We start from the raw sequence: 20,639 nt of genomic DNA, 5'->3' as shown, positions 1-20,639 counted from the left end.
GGGGTAGAGCTGCACTTAGCGTTGAGGCGTCCAATAGAGCCAGGTTGCATGGGTGCAGTAAGGGAACGGGGGTACATGAATGAACGCCACGCCCCCGGCGCTGTTCGTTATGCGTATTCGCTCGCGTGTTGAGTCACGGGAAAAGCGGAGAGCTAGCACCACGGCGCGGTAGCCCACTGCCACGGGTGAAGAATGGTGTTTAGTCCGGTATGGCATCGCCGGGGCTAATGTTGGGTGATCGAAGGGAAACTTCTGAGACGCATTCAACACGACGGGGACGAGGTTGCGCGATAAAGCGTTAACCTTCGTCTCTGTTAAGCTCCCTCGGTTGCTTTGAGGCGCGGATTGAAAACCCGCCCGGCGGCTGGTGGCTCAAATATATTTTTTTTTCGCAGCGCTCGGCAGGATGCCGATTAGTTAAGAGCGTTTGCAATGGCAACAAAAGCCAACAAAATCCGGGAACAAGCACGCAAGCGCCGCAATGCCGCTTGTGCGATCCCCGATAAACAGCAACTCAAAGAGTCAAACACCCTCAAGGGCCGTGATATTCTGCTGAGTGCCGAAGCCAAAGCGCTACTCGAAGAGATGCGCGAGCATGGCTTTGCACCTCCGCGCGGGTTGCCAACTGTTAAGCAGTTTTCCCGCTACGCCGCCTACCGCAATAGCCGCGCCGCGTCCAATCGTGCTGCTGCTCTCGACGAAGAGACGGCGGTATACATGGCAAACGGCGGACTCATGCAAGCAATCTTCGATCGCCTCGGCAAGCCGACGCTCAAAGACACAGCATTCGCCAACCTCTCAACCGCGGCGCTACGCGTGCTGAATATGGCCCCGTCTCTGGTGGATGCAGACCAGCGCATCAGTATCGCCAGTGATTCCAACATCGTTGAAGATGACGAGTTGGCGCGAGTGGCGAAAGAGTTCGGGGTTGACCTGTGAGTCAGACAGCGCACGACGCCACAACCCGCGAATACCGCGATAAGGTTCGCAAGCTGGCAACGGTGATCTGCCGTGCTGGTGTTGAGGCTATGCGCAATAACTTCCACGTTGTCCAGGCGGCGCGGTACTTCAACAAGTTCTACGCGGTTGATTTCTTCGAGCCGTATGACTACCAGCGTAAGTGGTTCGAATCCGGTTGCCGGTTCCGTCTCCGCTTGCTCTCTGCTGCCAACCGTATTGGCAAGACCTACGGCGGCGCGGTGGAGTTTGCCTATCATGCGACAGGTTGTTATCCAGCCTGGTGGCCTGGCTACGTGAGTGCGCCTGGCATCCTCTGGGCGATCGGCGTATCAGCGGAATCAACGCGTAAAGTTCTGCAAAAGGAGCTACTCGGGACAAGCGACGCCCGACAAAAACACCTCTTCGGCTCTGGATCAATCCCCCGCGAGCGCATCAACTTCGAGTCGTTCGTGTGTGACGGCGAGTCGGTGAAGTCTTTCCGCGTCTTCCATGTATCAGGCGAAGAAAGCGAGGTTCACTTCTACTCGGCAACGCAAGACGAATCCGTACTGATGGGGCAAGCGATCGTCTATGCGTGGGTTGACGAGCAATCCGAGAAGGAAGACGCGCTTATCGCTCAATGCACCACGCGAACCACGACAACGCGCGGAATTGTAGCGGTGACGGCCACGCCAGAAGTTGGGGTTACTGACTTCTACGCACGCTGCCGCGATGACGACACGGGCAAGATATTCTTCTTGAATGCAACGTGGGACGACGCACCGCACCTGAGCGAAGAAGACAAAGCCGAAATGCTGGCGCTGATCCCATATTTCCAACGCAAGATGCGCTCGAAGGGAATTCCGGTTGTCGGAGTGGGTGCTATCTACCCCTATGGCGACGAGCAAATCACCTGCGCGCCGTTCGTCATTCCGTCGCACTGGCGCGTGCTGGCGGCGCTGGACTTCGGTTATACCGGAATCTCTGACCCGTCAATCGTGGTGATGGTGGCCTTTGACCCAGACACGGGCAAAAAGTACCTCTTTGCTGAGTGGTCTAGCGAGATGGATCGCGAGCAATATGCGAATTCCCATATGCCTGATTACATGGCTTGCAAGCTGATTGGACGCGCGCCGAAGGACTGGCAGGAAAACAGCGGCACTGATGATAGTGAGTTCGCGGCGCTGGGTTATCCGTCTATCTCGACCATGGCCCCATCGGACGGCGACGGCGTGCAATCCGGTACGCAGCAAACCCGCTCAACCATCATGCGCGACCAGGGGGCCAACATGCGCCCGACAACCTGGACGCTGCACGAAACCCAAATCCCTCACGAAACGAACCGCAAGAGCAAGACCGGCTCTATTGCGCTGGTGGCTCAGTGGTTTCAAGACGGCGATTTTAAAATCTTCTCAACCTGCACAGAGACGCTCCGCGAACTGCGCCTCTATCAGTGGGTGAAAGAGGGTAAACGTACGATCCCATCACCAAAGAACGACCACTTCATGGACGCAATGCGTTATGCAGTCACGCGCGTTGAGTTCGACGGCAACTACCTCTATGAGGCTGTACGCGGCGTTGACTATGAAGAGGTTTACGAAGACAACAGCCCATATAAACGCGCATTGGGAGCCTTTAGCCTGTGAACAAAAACGAATTATTAGCTGAGCTGCAACAGCAGTTTCAATCCGCTAAAACTTTCAAAGAGGCAGTGTCGGAGCGCTACACGCTGTCATACAAAGCATATCGGGGGGAGATCCCAGAGAAGAAAATTGAAGGGGATATCGCTGCCTCCCGCGTGATGTGGGAGTCATTCGAAAGCATCTACCCAACCGTGCTGGCGCTGTTCACCGATAACGATCGCAGCCCGGTCGCATTCGATAGCGACACCATGACAACTGGCAAGCTGGCGGCGGCTGTGACTAAGGCGGTACACACAGCCGCAATGAAGGTCAACAACTCCAAGTTGTTGTATATGGCGGCTATCAAGGAGATTTTGATAACCGGAAACCAGGTCGCACGCGTCGGCTACGAAGAGAAGAAATTCGAAACGAGCAGATACGATTTTGATAATTCTCCTGCGTCTGACCTGGTGGTTAAAACCACGGTAATCATGAAAGCCGGGTACAACATCGACCAGGATATTACGGTCAATGATGATCACACCGTCAGCGGCTGGATTCGTGGCGTTCGCACGGTCAAATTCCCTGTCCTCAATCTCGTTGATTTCAAAGATTTCTACCTACACCCCAAAGCAACGAATATCGACGACTCACCATACGCCGCATACCGCGAAGATTTGTCCGTAGCCGAAGCTCTGGCGCGCGGCTATCCAGAGTCCAGGGTTATGAGCGGTCAACGCGCATACGCTGACGACGCGGCGGGAACCAGCAAGCAACTTATTGTCGTTGATTCGATGAATGAAACCGTTGATGCGCCTGATATGTCGTTTAGCGAGTACAACCGCGAAATCACGATCACTCACCACTACTGGCGCGGTTGTCTCAAGGGTAAAACGCCGAAGCTCTGGCACGTTGTCACCACTGAAACCGAAATCCTGCTTCAAGAAGAGGTCGAGGTTAACCCAATGGTGTTGGGTGGCATGTCGATCGTCTCCGGTTCCGCCTGGTCCGAGTCGCTCTATGACATGTGCATCACTGCGCAGACCAACAAAACCCGCGCCTTACGCGCCATTCAGCGCACGGCTGACGGTGTGGCATACGGTGAATACGAGTACGTCAAACAGGAGTTGACCAAAGAGGGGTTACAAGTTTTCTCAGAGAGTCGCGGCGCGGGTGCAGCGTATGAGGTTCGCAAGATTGGCGCGATTAATAAACTCCCGGTTTCCGATGTTCCGCGCGCTATGCAGCTCCTTAACCAGGAAATTGACCAACAGGCACAGGCAGCAATTCAGGGGAGTGCAGGACAGGCGCAAGCGCTGGAAGAAAACCCGCAAGCCAGTGGCGCGGCGATCGCACTCACCCAAGATAAGCAGGAGCTTAACGAAAACCAGATAGCCGAGACGGTCGCGGAAACCTTTGTTATTCCGCTCTATCGCAAAATGTTGCTCGTACTGCAGGAAATGGGTAACACCATCGAGCACGAGGGCCAGCAAATCCCGCTCAAGCTGATTCGCTCCGATCTTGGCTTGAGTGCTGATATCAAATCAGCCTACGACGCCGCCAAAGCTGCTACCAACGTGAAAGCCGCCTACGAGCAAGCCGCGCAGCTCGGCACGCTGCCGAAGAATTTCCAGCCCGAGAACGTCTACAACATCTACGCCGACTATCTGCGCGTAGCGACCGGACAAGAGGATGTGTCGCACTACATCACCGCGCCTGACGACATGCCGAAGCCCGGCAAGCTTGAGCAAATGCTCACGGCGCTAATCACGATCGCTAAAACCCGCGGCCTCATTTCCGCAACCGAACTGGCAGAAGCCAAGGTTCAGGACATGCGCGCGGACGGGCAAAAGAAATACAACGACGCCCTCTACGACCTCGCCAGGATCGCCGAGACCATGGCAGGGATTGAACTCAACAAGGTTGATTTGTTGCTCAAGGCTAAAGAGCTTGAGCAGAAATCAGCAGACGCAGTAACCCAAAACGCGCAGCAGCAAGAGCGCATCGACAACAACCAGTGAGGAGCCGTAATGGATAACCCAAATGAACAACAAACTAACACCCAAACCCAAGCGCCTACCTTGGGAAGAAACGGACGGACAGGTCTTGCGGCGCTACTTCTTAAGCCAAAAACAGACCCAGCAGCAACGCCGGGAAACCAAGGCGACGAAGAGGGCGCAAGCGCATCACTTGAAGATGCAGCGGGAATCACTCTCGGTATCACCGAACCTGGCACCGGGCTTGAGACAGGCGCTGGAGAAGGCGAAGGAGAAAGCGACGAAGTAGAAGACGTCTACGAGTTCGGCGGCGTGAAATACACCCCGGCGCAGGTTGAAGAAGCGCTTCGCGAAAAGGACAACAACCAGCGCTACAACCAGTCGGTTACACCGCTGATTGACTCTATCAACAGCTACGGGGAAAAGGCCGAGCACGCTACGTTGCTGGCTATGACTGAGTGCGACAAAGTGATCGCGGAACTTGGCAAGGCGCTCGCGTCAGGCAAGCTCACATCACAACAATATCAGTCTGCGCACATGCAGTTACGTGACGCCAATCACCGCAAGACCATGCTTGAGTCTGAGGCAAAGGCCGAGCGCGAACTACGCACCAAAGCCCTTAACCAGGCGCGCGCGCAGAACGCTAAACAAACAGTCGTAGCGCTCACAAAGGCTGGCTGGAAGCGTGAGGACATTCTAGCGGTTGATGGGTTCGCACAAAAAATCATGCCGCGAGAAGCATACGCCGAAGCCCTCAACCCGATTTTCATGGAGATCCTGCGCGATGCGCTCACGTTCCGCCAGGGCCGTGACGCTGCCGCGCGCAAGCTCCAGAGCAAAACAAACAACGCACTTAAGACCACGCGCACCGCGCCAAAAGCGCAGCCAGCGGCGCAGGGTAAGAAGTCGCTCGGTCAACTCGTTTTTGGAGATAGAAAATAATGGGACTTTTTGGCGGTGGCGGGGGGAGCTCTACAACAACCTCGCATACAGAGTCTTGGATTGCAGACCAGCTAGAGCCAATGGTGACGAGCTTTATTAGCAACTGGTCTGGAATCAACTACGAAAACAGCGTTGTTGAGGGCTTAACCCCAGCAGAGCAAGAGGCGCTCCAGCGATACGGCAGCGGCGCTTCTATCAACGCTGGCATGAATATCGCTCAGCAAGGCGGCTCGCTGGTGGAGGAGGCGATCGGCAGCATTGAAGGGCTACTTCATGGCGGCGGCAAGACTCAATTCATGAGCGGAGTCAAAGGACTTTATAACGGCGCTGACGACTTTATCAACCAGCAAGATAGCGCAATTCAGGACAGCGTATACAGCGAGATGGGGCAGACGTTCGGGAAGACTGCTCAAGCCAACATGGCTAGCACGTCCGTAGCCGGTTCCAGCGCAGCACAAAGCGCTACTAACAGCGTGCTCGCGTCTGGGGCCAACGAAATGACACAGCGTATGGCAGACGTAAGCGATAGCGTGCTCAAGGGGGCCGTGGGCCTCACAACTAACGCGATGCACAGCGAAGTGAGTTTGATTGATCAGCTCATGAGTGAGGGCGGCGACATCTTCAATACGGGCATGAAAATCACTGGCAAGGGCGCTAGCAACCAGTTCAAGGCGGGTATTTTCGAGCAGTGGTATAACCAGGAAGTCACCAACAACAACCGCAAAAACGACATGATTAACAACAACATGGACTTATTGGACATGGGCGCGTTGCTTGAATTGGTGTTGCCAACTGCGGGTATTGATACCACGACCACAAATACAGTTAAGCAAGCGTCAAGTGGTGGCATGGGTGGTCTTGCAGGGATCGCGGCTGGCGCTGGCGCTGCAATGTTGATGATGTAAGGGGGCTTAAATGGTCATGGCAAGTATTGGCGAGATGATCGCATCTGCAGCCACGTCGGTTGAGGGGGGCGCAAGCGCGCTTACTGAGTTGTTCGCAGCGGGTGATAGCGCAGCTGAGGCCGGTAAGGTGGTGGCAGGTGCGGCGACGGCGGCAAGCCCGGAAGTAAACGCGGCATTGTCAGAAGTGGGGATGGTTGATATGCCGTCCGGGAGCGGTGGCATGGTTAGTGCGGCATCGAACGTCGCCAGTGATTCGCCGTTTCTGCCTACATGGGCGACTAAAGCTATCGGCCCGGTTCTAATGTCTCTCACTCAAGCAGCATTAAGACCGCAACACAACCCGATCGCGCCAGCGGGAGGGCATGGGGTAAGCGCCAGCGCCGCGGGGGCTATGAAGCCATTCCAGGAAGTTGAAAAAATGGCAGGTGACAACCCGCTAGACGGCTTAAACCAGTGGTCGCACCTGTTCTGAGGTAAAAATGAATATTCACCAGCAATTTGCAGAAATGGTAGGTAATTACGACAAGCTCGCGGCGCAACTTATGCCAGCCGCGCAGCCAGTGACGCCCGAGACAGACCCCGCGAAGTATCAGTGGGCCAAGCAGGAAGGATATGAGCCGCACCTTAACCCGAACTCAAACCAGGTGACGTGGATTCAAAAGCCGAAGCCCTCGTATGACGTTCCTGAACTGCTGAAATTTCGCGGTTCTATGTCACCTGAAACCATGGCGGAAAACTACCCCATGTTTGGGCTTAAGACCGATCGCCTGGACCCGCTTTTGACTGAGATTTACAAGAAGGTTTTAGACGGTGAAATCAGCCAGCAGCGCGGAGAGGAGCTTTGTTATCAGCTCATGAAAAGCACATTCAAGGAAGCTAAAAAGCTCGGTAAGCCGCAGGGAGCGGGGGTTAAATCATCCAGCTTTGAGCAGACTGCGAGCAAGGCTATGAAGGGACAAACTATCGTAGGGGCCAACAAATGACCATGCCACAAACCCAGCTCCAGCAGAGCCGCCGAAATGACCAGGCGCAGACCAACTTATCTGCCGCGCAGCAGTATGACGTTAACCCCAACCAGGGGAGCGTTGTGCCAAACGTCATGCAGACGCAAAGCATTCTCGAAGCGATGATGGCGGAAAAAAACAAAATGCCGAACGTCAATCCGCCGAGCGAAGATGAAATCCAAGAAACCATGTGGATTTCATCGGGGTTGATTGGCCTTCTCGGCGCGATCGTCTCGGGTAATCCTGCTGGCGGCATCGCTGCTGGCATGACTGCCGCACTTGCGATTCACGATCGCGGCTACGACCTCCGCCAGCGCTCCGAATATGTCATGGAGCTACACAACAAGGGCTATAGCGGCAGAGCTATTCTGAATTGGTACGAAACGGGCGATAACAAGGAGTTGGACAAAGAAACCGACGATATGCAGCGCATGGCCTCGGATGAGGCTCGCAACGCCCAGCAAAAAGAGTTCCATGCTGACGATATTGAGCAGCGTGAAGCAGACCGCGCCCAGCGATCGCAGGATCACCGCGAAACGATGAGCCAGCAGTACGCCCTAGCGCAACTCCACGAAGAGGGCGCAAACCGCCGCGCAGCCATGACCGCAGCGGCAGCGGCAGGCAACGCAGACCGCGCAGACGCAAGGTTACAAAAGCAAGAGCAGACTCAATTTGATAGCGAAATGAAAAAGTCACTGGAGGGGCCAAAGCAGAAATTGCAGTACGTTACGGTTGCTGAGGAGGCCTATAAGCAATTGAGGCAATATATTGACCAGGGGCGCGACGACCTTATACCCGGCGCATTTAACAACCTAAATCATGCACTGGCGCGCGTCCAGGTTGGTGGCGGGGCCACCTTGACAGATGAACAGGTGCAGCATGCTACGGGGTTGCTCAGTTTCGCAGATAAAAAAGCGAACGACCTTGGGATTATCGTAAACGGCAGGCCCACCGAAGCGTGGATGTCGTCAGTGGGTCAGCAGATTACCGACGACAAAAAAAATGAATCAAAAGCGATTATGGATATAGGCCACGCCGCATATCAGGACCTTGTTGAGAGCGGCAAAGACCCCGTTAATGCGCATAAAATGGTTACTCGTGGAATGGTTGGTACTGCTATGGGACTGCATGATTGGGGTGAATCAGAGACAGACCAGCAGCCAGCGCAGCAGGACCAGAAAACACCACCCGCAGCCCCTCCACAGGCAGTGGCTTACCTCAAGGCGCACCCGGAATCAGCGAGTGATTTTAAAGCTAAATATGGCTACCTTCCGGAGGGTTACTAATGCCTAATCCCTATGATCAGTTCGACAACACAAACCCCTATGACCAATTTGACGATGCGCACGCGAGCTCAGCAAGCGAGCCAGAAAGCTTGTGGAGTGATTTCAAGCGCGGCGCGGAGCAGTTGGCAGAAAACTACGTCACCGCCGCGTCTGGATTCGCCCAGAGGCTGAATAACCCAGGTGAAGCAATATTGCACCCCGAATTAGTGGCAGCGGGGCATCTCGACGGCATTCACCCATATTCAGACCAGATCGCGGCCCCGCAAACAATTACCGGCTCGCTGGTGGAGGCGCTACCCACGTTCGCCGCCAGCATCCCGGGAACGAATGCTGCATTAGCTGACGTGGAGACCATGACGCTACCAACCCTTTTGAAGTGGGCTAAAAAGGGATTGGCTATGTCGATTGGTGGTGATTTATCTTCGGGCGCGCAGATGACACCGGAGAATCTCGCGGCAGGAACTGGCGCAAATATGCTGATGGAAGGGGTGTTTCATATTCCAGCAGGGCTGAGAGGTGTTGTCGATCGCATCGAGGGGAATAACGCCGATGTGCTCGCCGCCGCTGATCGCTTGGGGGTTCCGCTGACCGTTGGTAACGTCACCCGCCGACCATGGCTGCAAACAATGGAAGCTGCTGTATCAAAAATGCCAGGCGCGCGCGCGATTAGTGATACATACAAAAAACAGCTTGAGATTCTCGGTCAGATTATCGATCGCGCTCGGGACTCAATGGGCTACGAGGGTGATGTAAATCAGTTAGGCGCAGGTATCAAGCAGTCTGTAGAGCAGTACCTAGCGGATTTCAAAAAGGATAGCGGCGACCTTTACGAGGCGATTTATAACAAGATTAACCCGATCCAGAAAATCAACACGACGCAATTTTCTGCCCTCATTCAGCAGCTGGCGGAGCAGTACAAGGGCTCAGGACTGGAGGAGTTTTTAGACTCCCCAATTATTAAAAAACTGAGCAAAGCAACTAAGCAAATGGAGGGGGGTAAAACCGCTGGCGGGTTTAAACAAAACGTCATGCAGCTGCGCCACGCGCGCGCACTTTTGAACCGCATCAGTGAAGCTATCGACAAGCCTGATTCAGCATTCAAGGGAATCAGTGATTCCGAACTTCTGCGCCTACGGGGTGCGTTATCCGAAGATATCAGCCACGCATTCACAGCGCGTAACCTGGGTAAGCAGTGGCAATCCGTACAAGATCATTATGCGGCGGGCCGGGCGCTTTACGAGCAAGCGCTTAAATCGGTTGATTTATCCGCCAACGCCGACAACGTATACACTCAGCTTTTTGGCAACGCATCGGGCGCAATGAAGCCAATGAACCTGACCACGGCGCGCGCGCTGAAAGAGGTTGTTAGCCCGGCGCAATGGGGGAAAATCTCCGGTGAGGTGCTGGAGCGAATGGGGCAAGAGGGCGCAGGAGCGGCGGGAGCGGGAGGGCGGCAATTCAGCCCGGCCACGTTCCTCACGAACTGGAACAAACTCACGCCAGAAGTTAGGGCGGAGCTATTTGGGGTGGAGCACGCTCAAACACTTGATGACGTGGTGAAGGTGGTCGACGCGCTTAAGGCCTCGGGCGCGCAGAAAAACTTTTCAAATACTGCGCACGTCGCCGCCGTCATGGGTTGGCTTAACGGGACTGTTACCGCATTGCTCATGGGGCATCCAGTCACCGCCGTTGCCACGGGCGTTGGCGTGCCTCTCACTGGCGCGGGGCTAGGTAGGCTGTTAACCAACCCGCAAGCGGCGCGTGCGCTGGTGGATATCTCGACGGCAGCAGACCAACCAGCCATTCAAAAAGCCGTTAACCGCCTCGCGGTGATCCTGATCGCGCACCCTGAGTTAGCCCAGGCATTTGACGATTCAAAGGAGGGGGAATAGTCACAGTAAATTGACAATCAATTATTGCTAATGGTCTGATACACGCGTTTTACAACTCCTTTTTTAATCGCTCGACAGGAAGTCGGCAAGGGAGGCCTCATGCGATGGCATTCTTATATTCATACGAACATATCGGCGTTAAAGACGAAGTAGCAAATACTATCGCCAATCTTGCGACACGCGATTTCATCTTCACCGCCATGATCGGCAAGAAGCAGATTCAAAACCGTTTGCATAAGTGGCAAGTGGATTTTGATGAGCCGGCTTCCGAAAATGCCTACAAAGAAGGCATGAAGTGGTCAGAGGTTGACGGCGCTGAAACCCCAACAATCATGCTTGAAAACCACACCCAAAAAATGGCCGTAGCGATTGAGATTTCTACGGAATCTCAAAAGCAGGGTTATTGGGCTGCTGGTGATGTTATGGACCGTGAAACAGAGAAAAAACTACGCAAGCTGAAACGCGATCGCGAAGTAGCATTTCTGACCAACGGTAAATTCGTCCAGGCTGATGACAAAAACAACATCCCTGGCAAGTTGGGGGGCTTTAAGTCTCTCGTCTCCTCTAAAGATGGTGGCACGACCATCACCGCTGACCCGCTATCAGGTCAGGTAACTTATTTCACCTCAACTTCAACAGTTCCTACCGAAGCCGACATTATCGCCGCTCTTGCTGCGCTGTGGGTTACTGGTGCGCACCCCGAAGCGATCATGGTGAATAACACTATGGCCGCTGTCATTTCCGCAATGCAGGAAGACGGCAACGCGCGCTTAAAGGTTTTCGACGGTGAAACAGATAAGGGTATTAACTTCGAAGTTAACACGATCACTGACCCGATGGGGCAGACGGTGAAAGTAATTTACAACCGTTATATGCCGTCCAATAACGTCTACATCTTCAACTCCGAAGACTGGCAAGAAGCGGTATTCCGCGCCCCGGACGACAAGGAAGTGCCGCCAGATGGTGACTACGACAAGGTGGTTATTATTTCTGACACCGGGTTAGAGCACCGCAACCCATGGTGCTCCGCAGTCATTGAGGGAAAGCCAGAGTCGTAATGACTGGTGCGACCGTGGCGATCGACAACGTTACAGGGGAAGTGGGAACCGCCTACACCGGGCAAGCCACTGTAACTGTAACGCCAGTCGACGCTACGGGCATTACGACTACCTACGCATTAAGCGGTACGGGCGCAGCGGGGCTATCAGTTAGCGCCACTGGCGCAATTACGGGGACGCCAACAGCAGTGGGAACGGCAACCCTCACGGGAACAGTAAAAGACGACAGCGGCACAACAAAAACCGCAACCGCCACGATCACTGTTAGCGCAGCAGCAGTCAGTGAAACGCCGGGCGTAATGGCTAGCCATTATCAGGCCGTGGCAGCGCCGAGCGACACCAAATCAACGAAAACTAAAAAGGGCAATAAAAAATGAAAACTGGAAATAAAAATTTCACTTTTGGCGATGCGGTTGAAGCTCTGAAAAATGGTAAACGCGTTCAGCGTGCTGGCTGGAATGGCAAGGGAATGTATCTGCACTTGGTTAAGTCACCACAATCAGCCACGCCAAACGATTGGCGCTATGACGCTACATGCGGTGACAAGTATACATTTGTGCCTGGTGTAAAACTTCTACCGTGGATTGGCATGAAAACAGCTGATGACTGTTTTGTTCCGTGGTTGGCAAGTCAGACGGATATGTTGGCGGAAGATTGGGAGGTTATTTTGTGAAAGCAGCGATCGCAGTGGCTGAGGTGGCAATGATTTGTCATGCAGCGATAAGTGGTTATCGCACCGCCGCAACGGGCGAGGTTCAACCTGAGTGGCACGACCTGGAAGAGGTCGACAAGCTCAAAATTATTGATTGGGTGGTTGAGCTGCTAACTGGGCGACCAATTGGCGATAGCGCCGAGTGTCAGATCGTGAAGGGCATTATCAGTGTCGTTCGGGACGACAAGAAAACGCTCAAATACGCGTAACGCAGGGAGGCGGCGAAAGCCGCCTTTTTTACAGGTGAAATATGAGCACTACTTACAGTAATTTAGTAACGGCTATCAAAGCCTATTCGGGCCGCACCGATAGCCAGACCATAAACGCGATCCCGCAATTTATCGCCGCCGCGCAAACTAAACTCGACAGTGAATTACGTATCGGCACCATGAGCAGCACTACTGAGTACCCAGCAGACTCAACCCGGCTTGATGCCTCCTCATTCATCACGATTGAAACCGTGTTAATAGGTGGCCTGGTGGGTACGCTAACGACCATGGCAGATATAACAGCCCTTCGCAAAGTGACAGCGGATCGCCCGGAGATTGCAGGGTACGACTTCCACTACTCAATGAACGGCAACTCTATCGAACTGGTTAAACCCAACGAGGTAGAGATAACCGGTTATCAAAAGCCCTTGCGTATCTCCGACGCCAACCAAACCAACGCCTACACGGACGGCGCAGAAAATGCCCTTCTCTGGTATAGCCTCGGCTATCTGGGTGTTTTCGCTCGCGACAATGATGCGGCGGGTTCGTGGTCTGCAATGGCTGAAAGCGAGGTTGAAACCCTCAACGCAACCCGCGAACAATTCCAGCTCACTGGTGCAGCAAAGGTGAAAAAAAATGGCGGATTCTGATGAAAAAAATAAGTCACTACATGAGCGCGATCGCTCTCTTATTCGTTTTCTTGGCTTTGGCGGCATGGCTTGTTTGTTCGGATTTGCCGTTGTTGTTGGAAACTATCAAGAAGATATCGACGCCGACACACGAAATGTAGATCACATCCTAGCCCGGCTTGAGAAGGGGCAAGAGAAGTTGTCTCAGGCGATCGAGGGGCTACACGTCCAGCAACAGCAATTAGCCGACCTGAACGAGCGCGTAAGCGATATTGATCACCGCGTTGAAAAACTGGAGATTGCCGACAATGCCCGTAGAAACTAGCGCAACCTACATCTCTGATTTGGTACCGGATTGGCCCATCGGCGCTTCGGATTTCGTCAAGGAGGGCGACGACCATTTCAGGCTAATCAAGAAGGTATTACAGAATACTTTTCCAGGTATCAAGGGGGCTTACACGGGCGGAGAGGCCAGTTTGAATGACATGGCTAATACGTACATGTACGTAACCACAGATGACACGCTAAATATCGACTATATCCGAATTCGAGACCACGTGAAGGATGATGGCAGTAACTTGCCGTTATCTACCACGAGCGCGCCGGGCAGTGGTCTTTCACGTGAAAATCAGGGGGGATTTGCGGTCATATGGGATGACCTAAAGAGCTTTGTTTTTCCAGTGGGACACATCCTACTAACCCGCAAGCAGGGCAACCCCTCGACCTGGCTTGGATTCGGTACATGGGTGCAGCGCGGCGGATATATTGCCGGTGGTGGCATTGCAACGAAGGATGCGGCGGCATTCTCGCAAACACTTAGCGCCACGGCTAACAGTAGTAACGGTAACTGGCGCGTTCAAAATAGCCAGATCGTTTCCCAGAAAATCAACCTTGCAGACGGTGTAACGGCCCAGCACGCCGCAGTAAGCTTAGGGTACACAGGTAAAGACGGCACGGGCCACCCTGACGGCTCAACCGATGATATCGCAGCAGGTAACGCCGAATCATACCCGCGCCAAACTCAAAACATGAGCCTTCCCGCCTTTACGCTGACTGTTTCCGGTGATGTGACGATTGGTTCGGGTAGCACAACCTCTGGAACCGCCTTTATGCCGCCGTATTACGGTTGCTACGTATGGGAGCGTACAGCATGACAAAGCCAGTAATTAACCAGCTTGGCAGTAAAGGTCTAATGCTGGATGGGGATCCGACCATGTTGCCTGACCAGGCCTTTACAGACTGCCTCAACGTCAGATTTAACGGGCGAGAAATCGCCCCATACCTCGGCAACCAGCTCACGCAGTATTACACAACGGACAATACGCAAACTTATCAGCCTCAAGCGCTGTGGCTCATTGATACAGTGATGTTTGACGCGTTTAGCGCTGGATCAATGCTTCTGTTTGGCCTGGGTGTGAGTGGTACTGACGTGTGCATCTGGCAACAGTCATTAGCCGCGCCTGACTTTAAAAAACTCCCGATCACCTCCGATGAAAATTACGCTACCGGGTTCACCCTGGATAGCCTCTGGACAAGTTACAAAAGCCAGATTAACAACTGCATCATGTTTGGCACGCTCAACGCCGCGCCGCTCGGCAAGCAGTACGATTGGGACGGGTTCGACACCCTGACCGCTTGGGGGCAACAAACTATTATCCAGGCGGGTGCGCCAGTTATTGAAAACCGTCGCTGGACGTGTCGCAAGATCGTCTCTTTCGATAATCGGCTATTAATGCTGGCCACAACAGAAGAATCACAGGGCGGCGCGGATATTCCATACCCGACGCGCGTGCGCTGGTCCGGGTTCGCGCAGGAAAATGCCTTTCCTATAAATTGGGACGACACAGCAGCAAACCGGACCCCGGAAGACTTCGCCGCCGCTGTTATCGACGGTTACGCCGGGTGGCAAGATCTCAGCAGCAATTACCAGGTTATCGACGCTGCAGCGAACGGCGGCACGCTCTTTATCTACACCGAGCGCGAAACTTACACAATGACGCCGAGCGGAAACGACATGGCCCCGTTCGTGACTAAGCTGCTTTATAGCGATCTGGGTTGCCTGGATATCGGATGTTGTCTCAACGCCCACGGCTACAACTACGTGTTCACCGGTTCAGACGTGGTGAAACACGATAGCGTAAGCTGGAAGAGTATCGCAGACGGCGCGGTTAGAGACTGGCTTTCTGATTACGTGGAAAACCATAACCCCGGCATGGTCCGGTTAATGAACTTCCCGGAACTGTCAGAAATATGGCTGATGCTTTACGGCACCGACCAGGACTATACGGGCGGCGACTACAGCAAGACGATCGCGCTAACGTACAACTACGTGAAGGGTACGTGGTCCCGGAAGACGCTCCCGTACATCAATGACGTTTGCTTTTGCCAGCTCCCGCCGACCGCATACCCTACGACCTGGGACGCCGCGAGCGTCATTTGGGATGATGATGCCATTGTATGGGATGCCGGTTCCGACAAAACCGCTCAAGGCACCATGATTGGCGCTTGCGCTGCTGGTGGCGTTTACTACCTCAACTACGGTGCAACCGAAGTGCGCCGCGTCTACAGCGGCAGCACCTACACCATGAAGCAACAGCCGCTACAGTGTTACGTTGAGCGCCGGGGGCTGACATTCAACACGGGCTATCGCGAGATGATTACCGAGACGTACCTCAACGGCTCGGGCGCGAACGATATCAACCTAACTGTAGGCCGAGCAGATAACCCGGATTCGGGTTACACGTGGGAAGGCCAAACACTCAACCTGGCAGCGCAACGCCGCTCAACCTGGCGCGCAGAAGGTGGGGCGCATGGATACCGCCTGGAGTTATCCGGTCAAGGCGCTATCCCGATCGGCATTAACTTTACTGTAGTGAGCACCGGACGATGAAAAGCCAACACTCAAAACTCAAGGCGATCGCCAACGCTCAGGAGCGCTCAAGACTTGCTACCCGGCACACCAGTTTAGCTAGTGTCGACAACGAGCAAAGCGAAGTTACACGCAAGCCGCCAACAATTTACCAGGTTCCAAAAATCAACGTACCGCACAACCTGGAAGAGTTCGCCAAGCTGCTTCACCAGGAGCTAACCAGCATCGCGCAAAGTCAGTCAATCATCCTGACACTGTGGGAACAGCACCAGGCCAGCCAACTGACGATCGCAAAGCTTCAAGCCAGGGTGAACGAGTTGAGCGAGTCGCAAAGTTGGGCGGGTATTAACTGCGATAACAAAGAACCTTAAGCCACGCTACAAAGCACGCACAGCACAAAAAGCAAAACCAAACCCGCGCAAGATGTGCGGGTTTTTTATTGGCGAGGGCTATTTGTGAAAATTAAAAAATTGCTTGTTGGTTTGGGTTTGGTCGCTGTTGCTGGTTCGCTGTCGGGTTGTGTGGTCAGCCCATCAAGTTATAGCAACGTTGAGTTAATACAGTGCGCGCAGCGCGGTAAGGTCTTCATGCGCCATGACTCCTTCGGGTTGTGTGGCGAGGAGTTGGCAAGTCGTCTCAATGCCGGGAAGGTCACTCAAAATGATTTAGTTGCCGGGGGTATGGGAACCGAAGCCGCGATCGCCAGAATTGGTGCGGCGGGGAATGTTGCCGCGGCGGGTGTCGTGGCTGATGGGCTGCAAAATCAATCTGTCGGGGTGCATCGTGGCTACTAAGGGAATTACCCTGGCTATGTTGCTTGCTGCTCTCCCTGGTTATGCTCATGCATATGGCATAAATGGTAAGGCGGATTTTATGTGCGATGCAAAGGGCGGTACGGAATACGTTCTTGACGCAGTGCAGTTTCCGCAGACCATCCAAGTAAACAGTACTTTTGTCAGTCTTTATAAAGTTGCTAAGGATGATAAAGGGGTAAGGCATTATCTCTACCAGGGTTACAACGATGAACCAGTGGCTGAGGTGGCGTTGAGTGGTCGGGCGGTCTACCTGGCAGTTGATAATGAAATGATGCCATGCAAGTAATTTTTACTAATCCCCTTCGGGGGATTTTTTGTTTTTGTGTGAGCGGGATTTGGGTATACCCAAACCAGGATGCAATGTAATACGCGTAAAACGCGGAAATTAGAGCGGCCTCATGTATTATAATCCGAATCATAGTTGGGGTTAGATTTAAAATCCGATAGAGGCAAAAAATGAAGATAGGTTACGTCCGCGTATCGTCAGCTGATCAGAATCTCGATCGTCAACTCGAAGTTATGTCCGCAGAGGGTGTCGAGAGTGAGAATATTTATCAAGAAAAAAAGAGCGCAAAAGATAACGAGCGCCCCGAACTGAAAAGAATGCTTTCCAGCCTCAGAAAGGGTGACATAGTGATCGTCAAGTCAATTGACAGGGTTGCCAGAAGCTACAAGGGTTTTGCTGAGGTGTGGGAGGAGGTTCAATCGCGCGGCGCAATACTCAAAGTGTGTGATATGGGTTTGGAACTGGATGCCAATAACCCAATGACAAAATTTATCGTGGGTATCATGGCCCAGGTAGCTGAGCTTGAGCGCGGTATGATTCGCGAGCGGCAGCGCGAGGGCATAAAGATCGCCGTCAAGCAAGGTAAGTATAAGGGGCGGGGGGCTAATGTTGAGATGCATAAAAAGGTTGTGCAGCTTTTAAGGGCGGGTATGACTGGCAAGGCTATCTCGGAGACGCTAGGCGTTCATCGAGATACGGTGACGGACGTTAAACGCCGTTACACTGACGAGAGAGGCGAACTGCAAGACCCCTCTTGATCTAGCAATAACCACGGAGGCTGACGCCTCCTTTTTTGCGGAGTTTGTGCGGAATTTGGGTTAACTTAAAATCCGCACAATTAGTCAAAATCGGAAAATGAATCGGTTTTATTATTTCCGCATCGAAACACGGTGGGAAATAAAAATGAAAACCTTAATCCAGCAGTCGCAGCAAGCTTGTAACCGTATCCACACAGGGTTAGCGCATGAATACGTGCGCCGTTTCTCTTCCGTATCTGATGCGCAGCTCCAGCGCTTCGAGCGCGCTATGTCAAAGCTCATGAAACAGCATGAGGGCGCTGTATACGCTGCCTTATGGCTTGATGCCGAAGGTGAGCTGGTGGCCCGTAGCTTTGAGGCGATGTGATCCCATGGCTAAACATCAACGCAAGGCGGAAAAAGAGCACGCAGGGAAGGTGGCTGATTTGGGTTGTGTGGCCTGTTATGTCCAAGCGGGTGTATGGGGTACGCCTGGCGAACTGCATCACTTGCGCGCAGATTGCGGCGCAGCTCAACGGGCCGGGTGGGGTGAGGTGATTTGCCTTTGTCCTGAGCATCACCGGAATAGCAGCCGCGAAAAATTCGCCATTCATGCCGGGCAGAAGACGTTTGAAGCGCATTACGGCACAGAAAAAGAGCTTTTAGCCTTAACGCTCGAAAACCTGTGAAATAGCACTAAATGTCAAAATATCAAAAGTGATTCCTGTTTATACGCCAGCACCGCCAATCAACGGCATTGCTAAGGCGGTACATATGAACACGGATACTTTTAAGCAGTTAGTTAAAGAAATGACAATCGCACAAATTGACGAGTTGATTAATTTCAATAAGCCTTTTGCGCGAAAAAACGAAGAAGTAATGGGAATTCTTTTAAAGGAAAAGGAGTGCCGTAATGAAAAATCTTATTAATAAGATCACACTTTTGTTTAAAGCACCCGCCGAACTTAGCGCGGCAAATCGTTATATTGACTATATGAAAGAGGAACTCGAAATTTTGCGGGTATCTCTCGATAATAGCGTCGCTCAACTCGGGGAGATGAGTAAAGAGGTCGATCGCTCCGCACTTCGCGAGGATTCGCTACGCAATGTAGCGAAGAACCTGCGCACGCGTCTTTATTCCCACGGTTGCACCGATTTGGAAATTAAATTTCTTCGCGTTTGCGATGATATCAATCGCAAGGGAAAGATGATTTCCGAACTCCGTTTTAAATCCATGGTTGCAGAAATGGCAGACCAGCGCCAGCAAGCCTGTATCAATCGATTCAACCCTAAGGCGGCTCACGATGAAGAGTCCGAAACCTGGTGGTTGTCGTAAGGGGCTGACGGAAAAAATCCTAAGGGAATTAAAAAAGAAACCGTCGCGACACTCTGAGTTGGTTGCGCTGGCCGAAATCACCTCAAGGTTATTAAGCGTACATATTAACAGCATGTTGCGCGTGACAACTTTATATAAAATTTCGGCTAGTGATTGGTTCGTAAATGAAAAAGGAGAAAAAGACCGCGTATATGAATTGACGAAATACGGCGGAAAGGTAAAAAAGAAAACCTCTATTAAAATGAGTCCCTTCCTGTCCGGGACTGACGAAAAATATAGGACGGAAAGCCGACGCAAGAAATATTTATTAGCAGCTAAAGCGAGAGCCAAGCTCATTGCGGCGGGAACCTATACACCTGAAATGGAAGAGAAGTTATGCGAAATATTTGGATTGGTTTAATTGCACTGGCGTTGAGTGGTTGCGCCGTAATTAAAAGTGAGTCGGGCGTTAACGAGACTGTAGCTCTTGGCGGGGCATGTGCAGTGAACGCGAACGCCGACTCATATCAGGTAGCTTGCGCCAGTTCTGACGCGGCGAAGGTAATCGAAGCAATCAAAAATATCAAGGCGGGTAAAAAATGAGCCGCACTGTTTTCGGTCGTACCAAACAGCAATTTATGGTTGGAATTCTGGCAGCGTACCAGGGTGTAAGCGGCGTAGACGCTATTGATAGCGTCAATCGCTGGGAAGCCTGGTTTGATAAACATGCCGCCGATGGTGAGGAGGGTAGCGCCTCTGCTCTAGTGGTGGATCCCCAGTCATCCTCGGCTCACCTGGCTACCGCCGTTATTAACCGAGCTGCCATTGCCTTGGGGGAGATCGCCGCGAAGTTTGGTTGCGTGCCTGGTAACTACTTGCCTGGGTTAATGGATGGGCTTAGGCAAGAAACGAGCGCGCCCGGCTACGTGGAAAGCCTACTAGCCCAGCCAGGGGGTGACAAATGCGCAAATTAGGCAAAGACATTCTACGCGCCCTGGTGGGCCTCCGGTCGGCGACCTGTGAAACCCTCGCGCCAGTGGTGGAGGTTGAAAAGCGCCAGGTATCCGGGGCGATCGCCGGGCTGGTTAAAAGTGGCTACGTTCAGCGCATCGACGGCAAGCGCGGGAATTATGTATACGCGCTAATCAAGTCACCCGCGCTGGATGCGGTTTTAGCGAAACCCGATGAACCGGAGCAGCCGCAAGGCCCGTCAATCTTCGACCAGTGCCGCACGAACTGGAAGGGCTACGAGTTCCATCAAATCATCGGCAGCACGTCACGCCGCCTGACAGCTTAACGGAGAGGCCCCGCAAGGGGCTTAAACAAAATGATTATTTCACCAATTTCATTGCGAATAGCTCAGGAGTTTGTGCGGCTTCACCATCGACACAATAAGCCTCCGCGTGGACATAAGTTCAGCAT

28 protein-coding genes and 1 pseudogene are annotated in these 20,639 nt (G+C 53.1%); all 29 read left to right on the top strand.

Annotated features, from left to right (window positions below):
* Nucleotides 1–432: 432 nt before the first annotated feature.
* The 29 genes and pseudogenes from QQF33_RS21390 (at nt 433) to QQF33_RS21250 (ending at nt 20,514) form a co-directional block, all read left to right on the top strand.
* A complete protein-coding gene (locus QQF33_RS21390; protein ID WP_285158565.1) occupies nt 433–939 on the top strand; it encodes a hypothetical protein in 507 nt (168 codons plus the stop codon).
* On the top strand, nt 936–2,585 hold the full coding sequence (locus QQF33_RS21385; protein ID WP_285158564.1) for a terminase large subunit domain-containing protein: 1,650 nt from the start codon (nt 936–938) through the stop codon (nt 2,583–2,585). The genes QQF33_RS21390 and QQF33_RS21385 overlap by 4 nt, the downstream gene beginning before the upstream one ends.
* On the top strand, nt 2,582–4,582 hold the full coding sequence (locus QQF33_RS21380) for a portal protein (RefSeq protein ID WP_285158563.1): 2,001 nt from the start codon (nt 2,582–2,584) through the stop codon (nt 4,580–4,582). The genes QQF33_RS21385 and QQF33_RS21380 overlap by 4 nt, the downstream gene beginning before the upstream one ends.
* Before the next feature lie 9 nt (nt 4,583–4,591).
* Nucleotides 4,592–5,500, top strand: coding sequence for a hypothetical protein (locus QQF33_RS21375; protein ID WP_285158561.1), 909 nt, complete (start codon nt 4,592–4,594; stop codon nt 5,498–5,500).
* Nucleotides 5,501–5,583: 83 nt separating this feature from the next.
* The gene (locus QQF33_RS21370; RefSeq protein ID WP_285158560.1) at nt 5,584–6,405 is read left to right on the top strand and encodes a hypothetical protein; all 822 of its coding nucleotides are present in this window, start codon (nt 5,584–5,586) and stop codon (nt 6,403–6,405) included.
* 10 nt (nt 6,406–6,415) lie between these two features.
* Nucleotides 6,416–6,877 (top strand): hypothetical protein, encoded by a 462-nt coding sequence (locus tag QQF33_RS21365; protein WP_285158559.1) that lies wholly within the window; start codon nt 6,416–6,418, stop codon nt 6,875–6,877.
* Nucleotides 6,878–6,884: 7 nt separating this feature from the next.
* Entirely contained in the window at nt 6,885–7,388 is a 504-nt protein-coding gene (locus tag QQF33_RS21360; RefSeq protein ID WP_285158558.1) for a hypothetical protein, read from the top strand.
* The gene (locus QQF33_RS21355; protein WP_285158557.1) at nt 7,385–8,695 is read left to right on the top strand and encodes a hypothetical protein; all 1,311 of its coding nucleotides are present in this window, start codon (nt 7,385–7,387) and stop codon (nt 8,693–8,695) included. Before QQF33_RS21360 ends, QQF33_RS21355 begins: the two co-directional genes overlap by 4 nt.
* A complete protein-coding gene (locus QQF33_RS21350) occupies nt 8,695–10,587 on the top strand; it encodes a hypothetical protein (protein WP_285158556.1) in 1,893 nt (630 codons plus the stop codon). The genes QQF33_RS21355 and QQF33_RS21350 overlap by 1 nt, the downstream gene beginning before the upstream one ends.
* Before the next feature lie 104 nt (nt 10,588–10,691).
* On the top strand, nt 10,692–11,645 hold the full coding sequence (locus QQF33_RS21345) for an SU10 major capsid protein (protein WP_285158555.1): 954 nt from the start codon (nt 10,692–10,694) through the stop codon (nt 11,643–11,645).
* A complete protein-coding gene (locus QQF33_RS21340; RefSeq protein WP_285158554.1) occupies nt 11,645–12,022 on the top strand; it encodes a putative Ig domain-containing protein in 378 nt (125 codons plus the stop codon). The genes QQF33_RS21345 and QQF33_RS21340 overlap by 1 nt, the downstream gene beginning before the upstream one ends.
* Nucleotides 12,023–12,042: 20 nt before the next feature.
* Nucleotides 12,043–12,318 (top strand): annotated as a pseudogene (locus tag QQF33_RS21335) (DUF2829 domain-containing protein); the annotation flags it as partial.
* The gene (locus tag QQF33_RS21330; protein ID WP_285158552.1) at nt 12,315–12,566 is read left to right on the top strand and encodes a hypothetical protein; all 252 of its coding nucleotides are present in this window, start codon (nt 12,315–12,317) and stop codon (nt 12,564–12,566) included. The pseudogene QQF33_RS21335 and the gene QQF33_RS21330, both read left to right, overlap by 4 nt.
* Nucleotides 12,567–12,607: 41 nt before the next feature.
* Nucleotides 12,608–13,216: a phage adaptor protein gene (locus QQF33_RS21325; protein WP_285158551.1), complete on the top strand. Its 609-nt coding sequence runs from the start codon at nt 12,608–12,610 to the stop codon at nt 13,214–13,216.
* Nucleotides 13,203–13,520 carry a hypothetical protein gene (locus QQF33_RS21320; RefSeq protein ID WP_285158550.1) on the top strand — a complete coding sequence of 106 codons (318 nt, stop codon included), beginning with the start codon at nt 13,203–13,205 and terminating at the stop codon, nt 13,518–13,520. Before QQF33_RS21325 ends, QQF33_RS21320 begins: the two co-directional genes overlap by 14 nt.
* On the top strand, nt 13,504–14,349 hold the full coding sequence (locus QQF33_RS21315; RefSeq protein ID WP_285158548.1) for a phage baseplate protein: 846 nt from the start codon (nt 13,504–13,506) through the stop codon (nt 14,347–14,349). The genes QQF33_RS21320 and QQF33_RS21315 overlap by 17 nt, the downstream gene beginning before the upstream one ends.
* Nucleotides 14,346–16,085: a hypothetical protein gene (locus tag QQF33_RS21310; protein WP_285158547.1), complete on the top strand. Its 1,740-nt coding sequence runs from the start codon at nt 14,346–14,348 to the stop codon at nt 16,083–16,085. Before QQF33_RS21315 ends, QQF33_RS21310 begins: the two co-directional genes overlap by 4 nt.
* Nucleotides 16,082–16,435 carry a hypothetical protein gene (locus QQF33_RS21305; protein WP_285158546.1) on the top strand — a complete coding sequence of 118 codons (354 nt, stop codon included), beginning with the start codon at nt 16,082–16,084 and terminating at the stop codon, nt 16,433–16,435. Before QQF33_RS21310 ends, QQF33_RS21305 begins: the two co-directional genes overlap by 4 nt.
* Before the next feature lie 84 nt (nt 16,436–16,519).
* On the top strand, nt 16,520–16,858 hold the full coding sequence (locus QQF33_RS21300) for a hypothetical protein (protein ID WP_285158544.1): 339 nt from the start codon (nt 16,520–16,522) through the stop codon (nt 16,856–16,858).
* The gene (locus tag QQF33_RS21295) at nt 16,848–17,165 is read left to right on the top strand and encodes a hypothetical protein (RefSeq protein WP_285158543.1); all 318 of its coding nucleotides are present in this window, start codon (nt 16,848–16,850) and stop codon (nt 17,163–17,165) included. The genes QQF33_RS21300 and QQF33_RS21295 overlap by 11 nt, the downstream gene beginning before the upstream one ends.
* 170 nt (nt 17,166–17,335) lie before the next feature.
* A complete protein-coding gene (locus QQF33_RS21290; protein ID WP_285158541.1) occupies nt 17,336–17,923 on the top strand; it encodes a recombinase family protein in 588 nt (195 codons plus the stop codon).
* A gap of 145 nt (nt 17,924–18,068) precedes the next feature.
* A complete protein-coding gene (locus QQF33_RS21285; RefSeq protein WP_285158540.1) occupies nt 18,069–18,290 on the top strand; it encodes a hypothetical protein in 222 nt (73 codons plus the stop codon).
* A gap of 4 nt (nt 18,291–18,294) precedes the next feature.
* Nucleotides 18,295–18,591: a Ref family recombination enhancement nuclease gene (locus QQF33_RS21280; RefSeq protein WP_285158539.1), complete on the top strand. Its 297-nt coding sequence runs from the start codon at nt 18,295–18,297 to the stop codon at nt 18,589–18,591.
* An 85-nt stretch (nt 18,592–18,676) separates the two neighbouring features.
* Entirely contained in the window at nt 18,677–18,832 is a 156-nt protein-coding gene (locus QQF33_RS21275) for a hypothetical protein (RefSeq protein WP_285158538.1), read from the top strand.
* Entirely contained in the window at nt 18,816–19,238 is a 423-nt protein-coding gene (locus QQF33_RS21270) for a hypothetical protein (protein WP_285158537.1), read from the top strand. Before QQF33_RS21275 ends, QQF33_RS21270 begins: the two co-directional genes overlap by 17 nt.
* Nucleotides 19,207–19,638, top strand: a complete 432-nt coding sequence (locus QQF33_RS21265) for a hypothetical protein (RefSeq protein WP_285158536.1) — start codon at nt 19,207–19,209, stop codon at nt 19,636–19,638. Before QQF33_RS21270 ends, QQF33_RS21265 begins: the two co-directional genes overlap by 32 nt.
* Nucleotides 19,614–19,820, top strand: a complete 207-nt coding sequence (locus tag QQF33_RS21260) for a hypothetical protein (protein ID WP_285158535.1) — start codon at nt 19,614–19,616, stop codon at nt 19,818–19,820. The genes QQF33_RS21265 and QQF33_RS21260 overlap by 25 nt, the downstream gene beginning before the upstream one ends.
* Nucleotides 19,817–20,191, top strand: a complete 375-nt coding sequence (locus tag QQF33_RS21255; RefSeq protein ID WP_285158534.1) for a hypothetical protein — start codon at nt 19,817–19,819, stop codon at nt 20,189–20,191. The genes QQF33_RS21260 and QQF33_RS21255 overlap by 4 nt, the downstream gene beginning before the upstream one ends.
* On the top strand, nt 20,179–20,514 hold the full coding sequence (locus tag QQF33_RS21250) for a hypothetical protein (RefSeq protein ID WP_285158533.1): 336 nt from the start codon (nt 20,179–20,181) through the stop codon (nt 20,512–20,514). Before QQF33_RS21255 ends, QQF33_RS21250 begins: the two co-directional genes overlap by 13 nt.
* Nucleotides 20,515–20,639 lie beyond the last annotated feature (125 nt).

Origin of the sequence: Lelliottia wanjuensis (assembly GCF_030238365.1) — a bacterium.
Lineage (GTDB): Bacteria > Pseudomonadota > Gammaproteobacteria > Enterobacterales > Enterobacteriaceae > Enterobacter > Enterobacter wanjuensis.
Note: the sequence above shows the minus strand (reverse complement) of the source record. Positions and strands in the feature narration are given on the sequence as shown.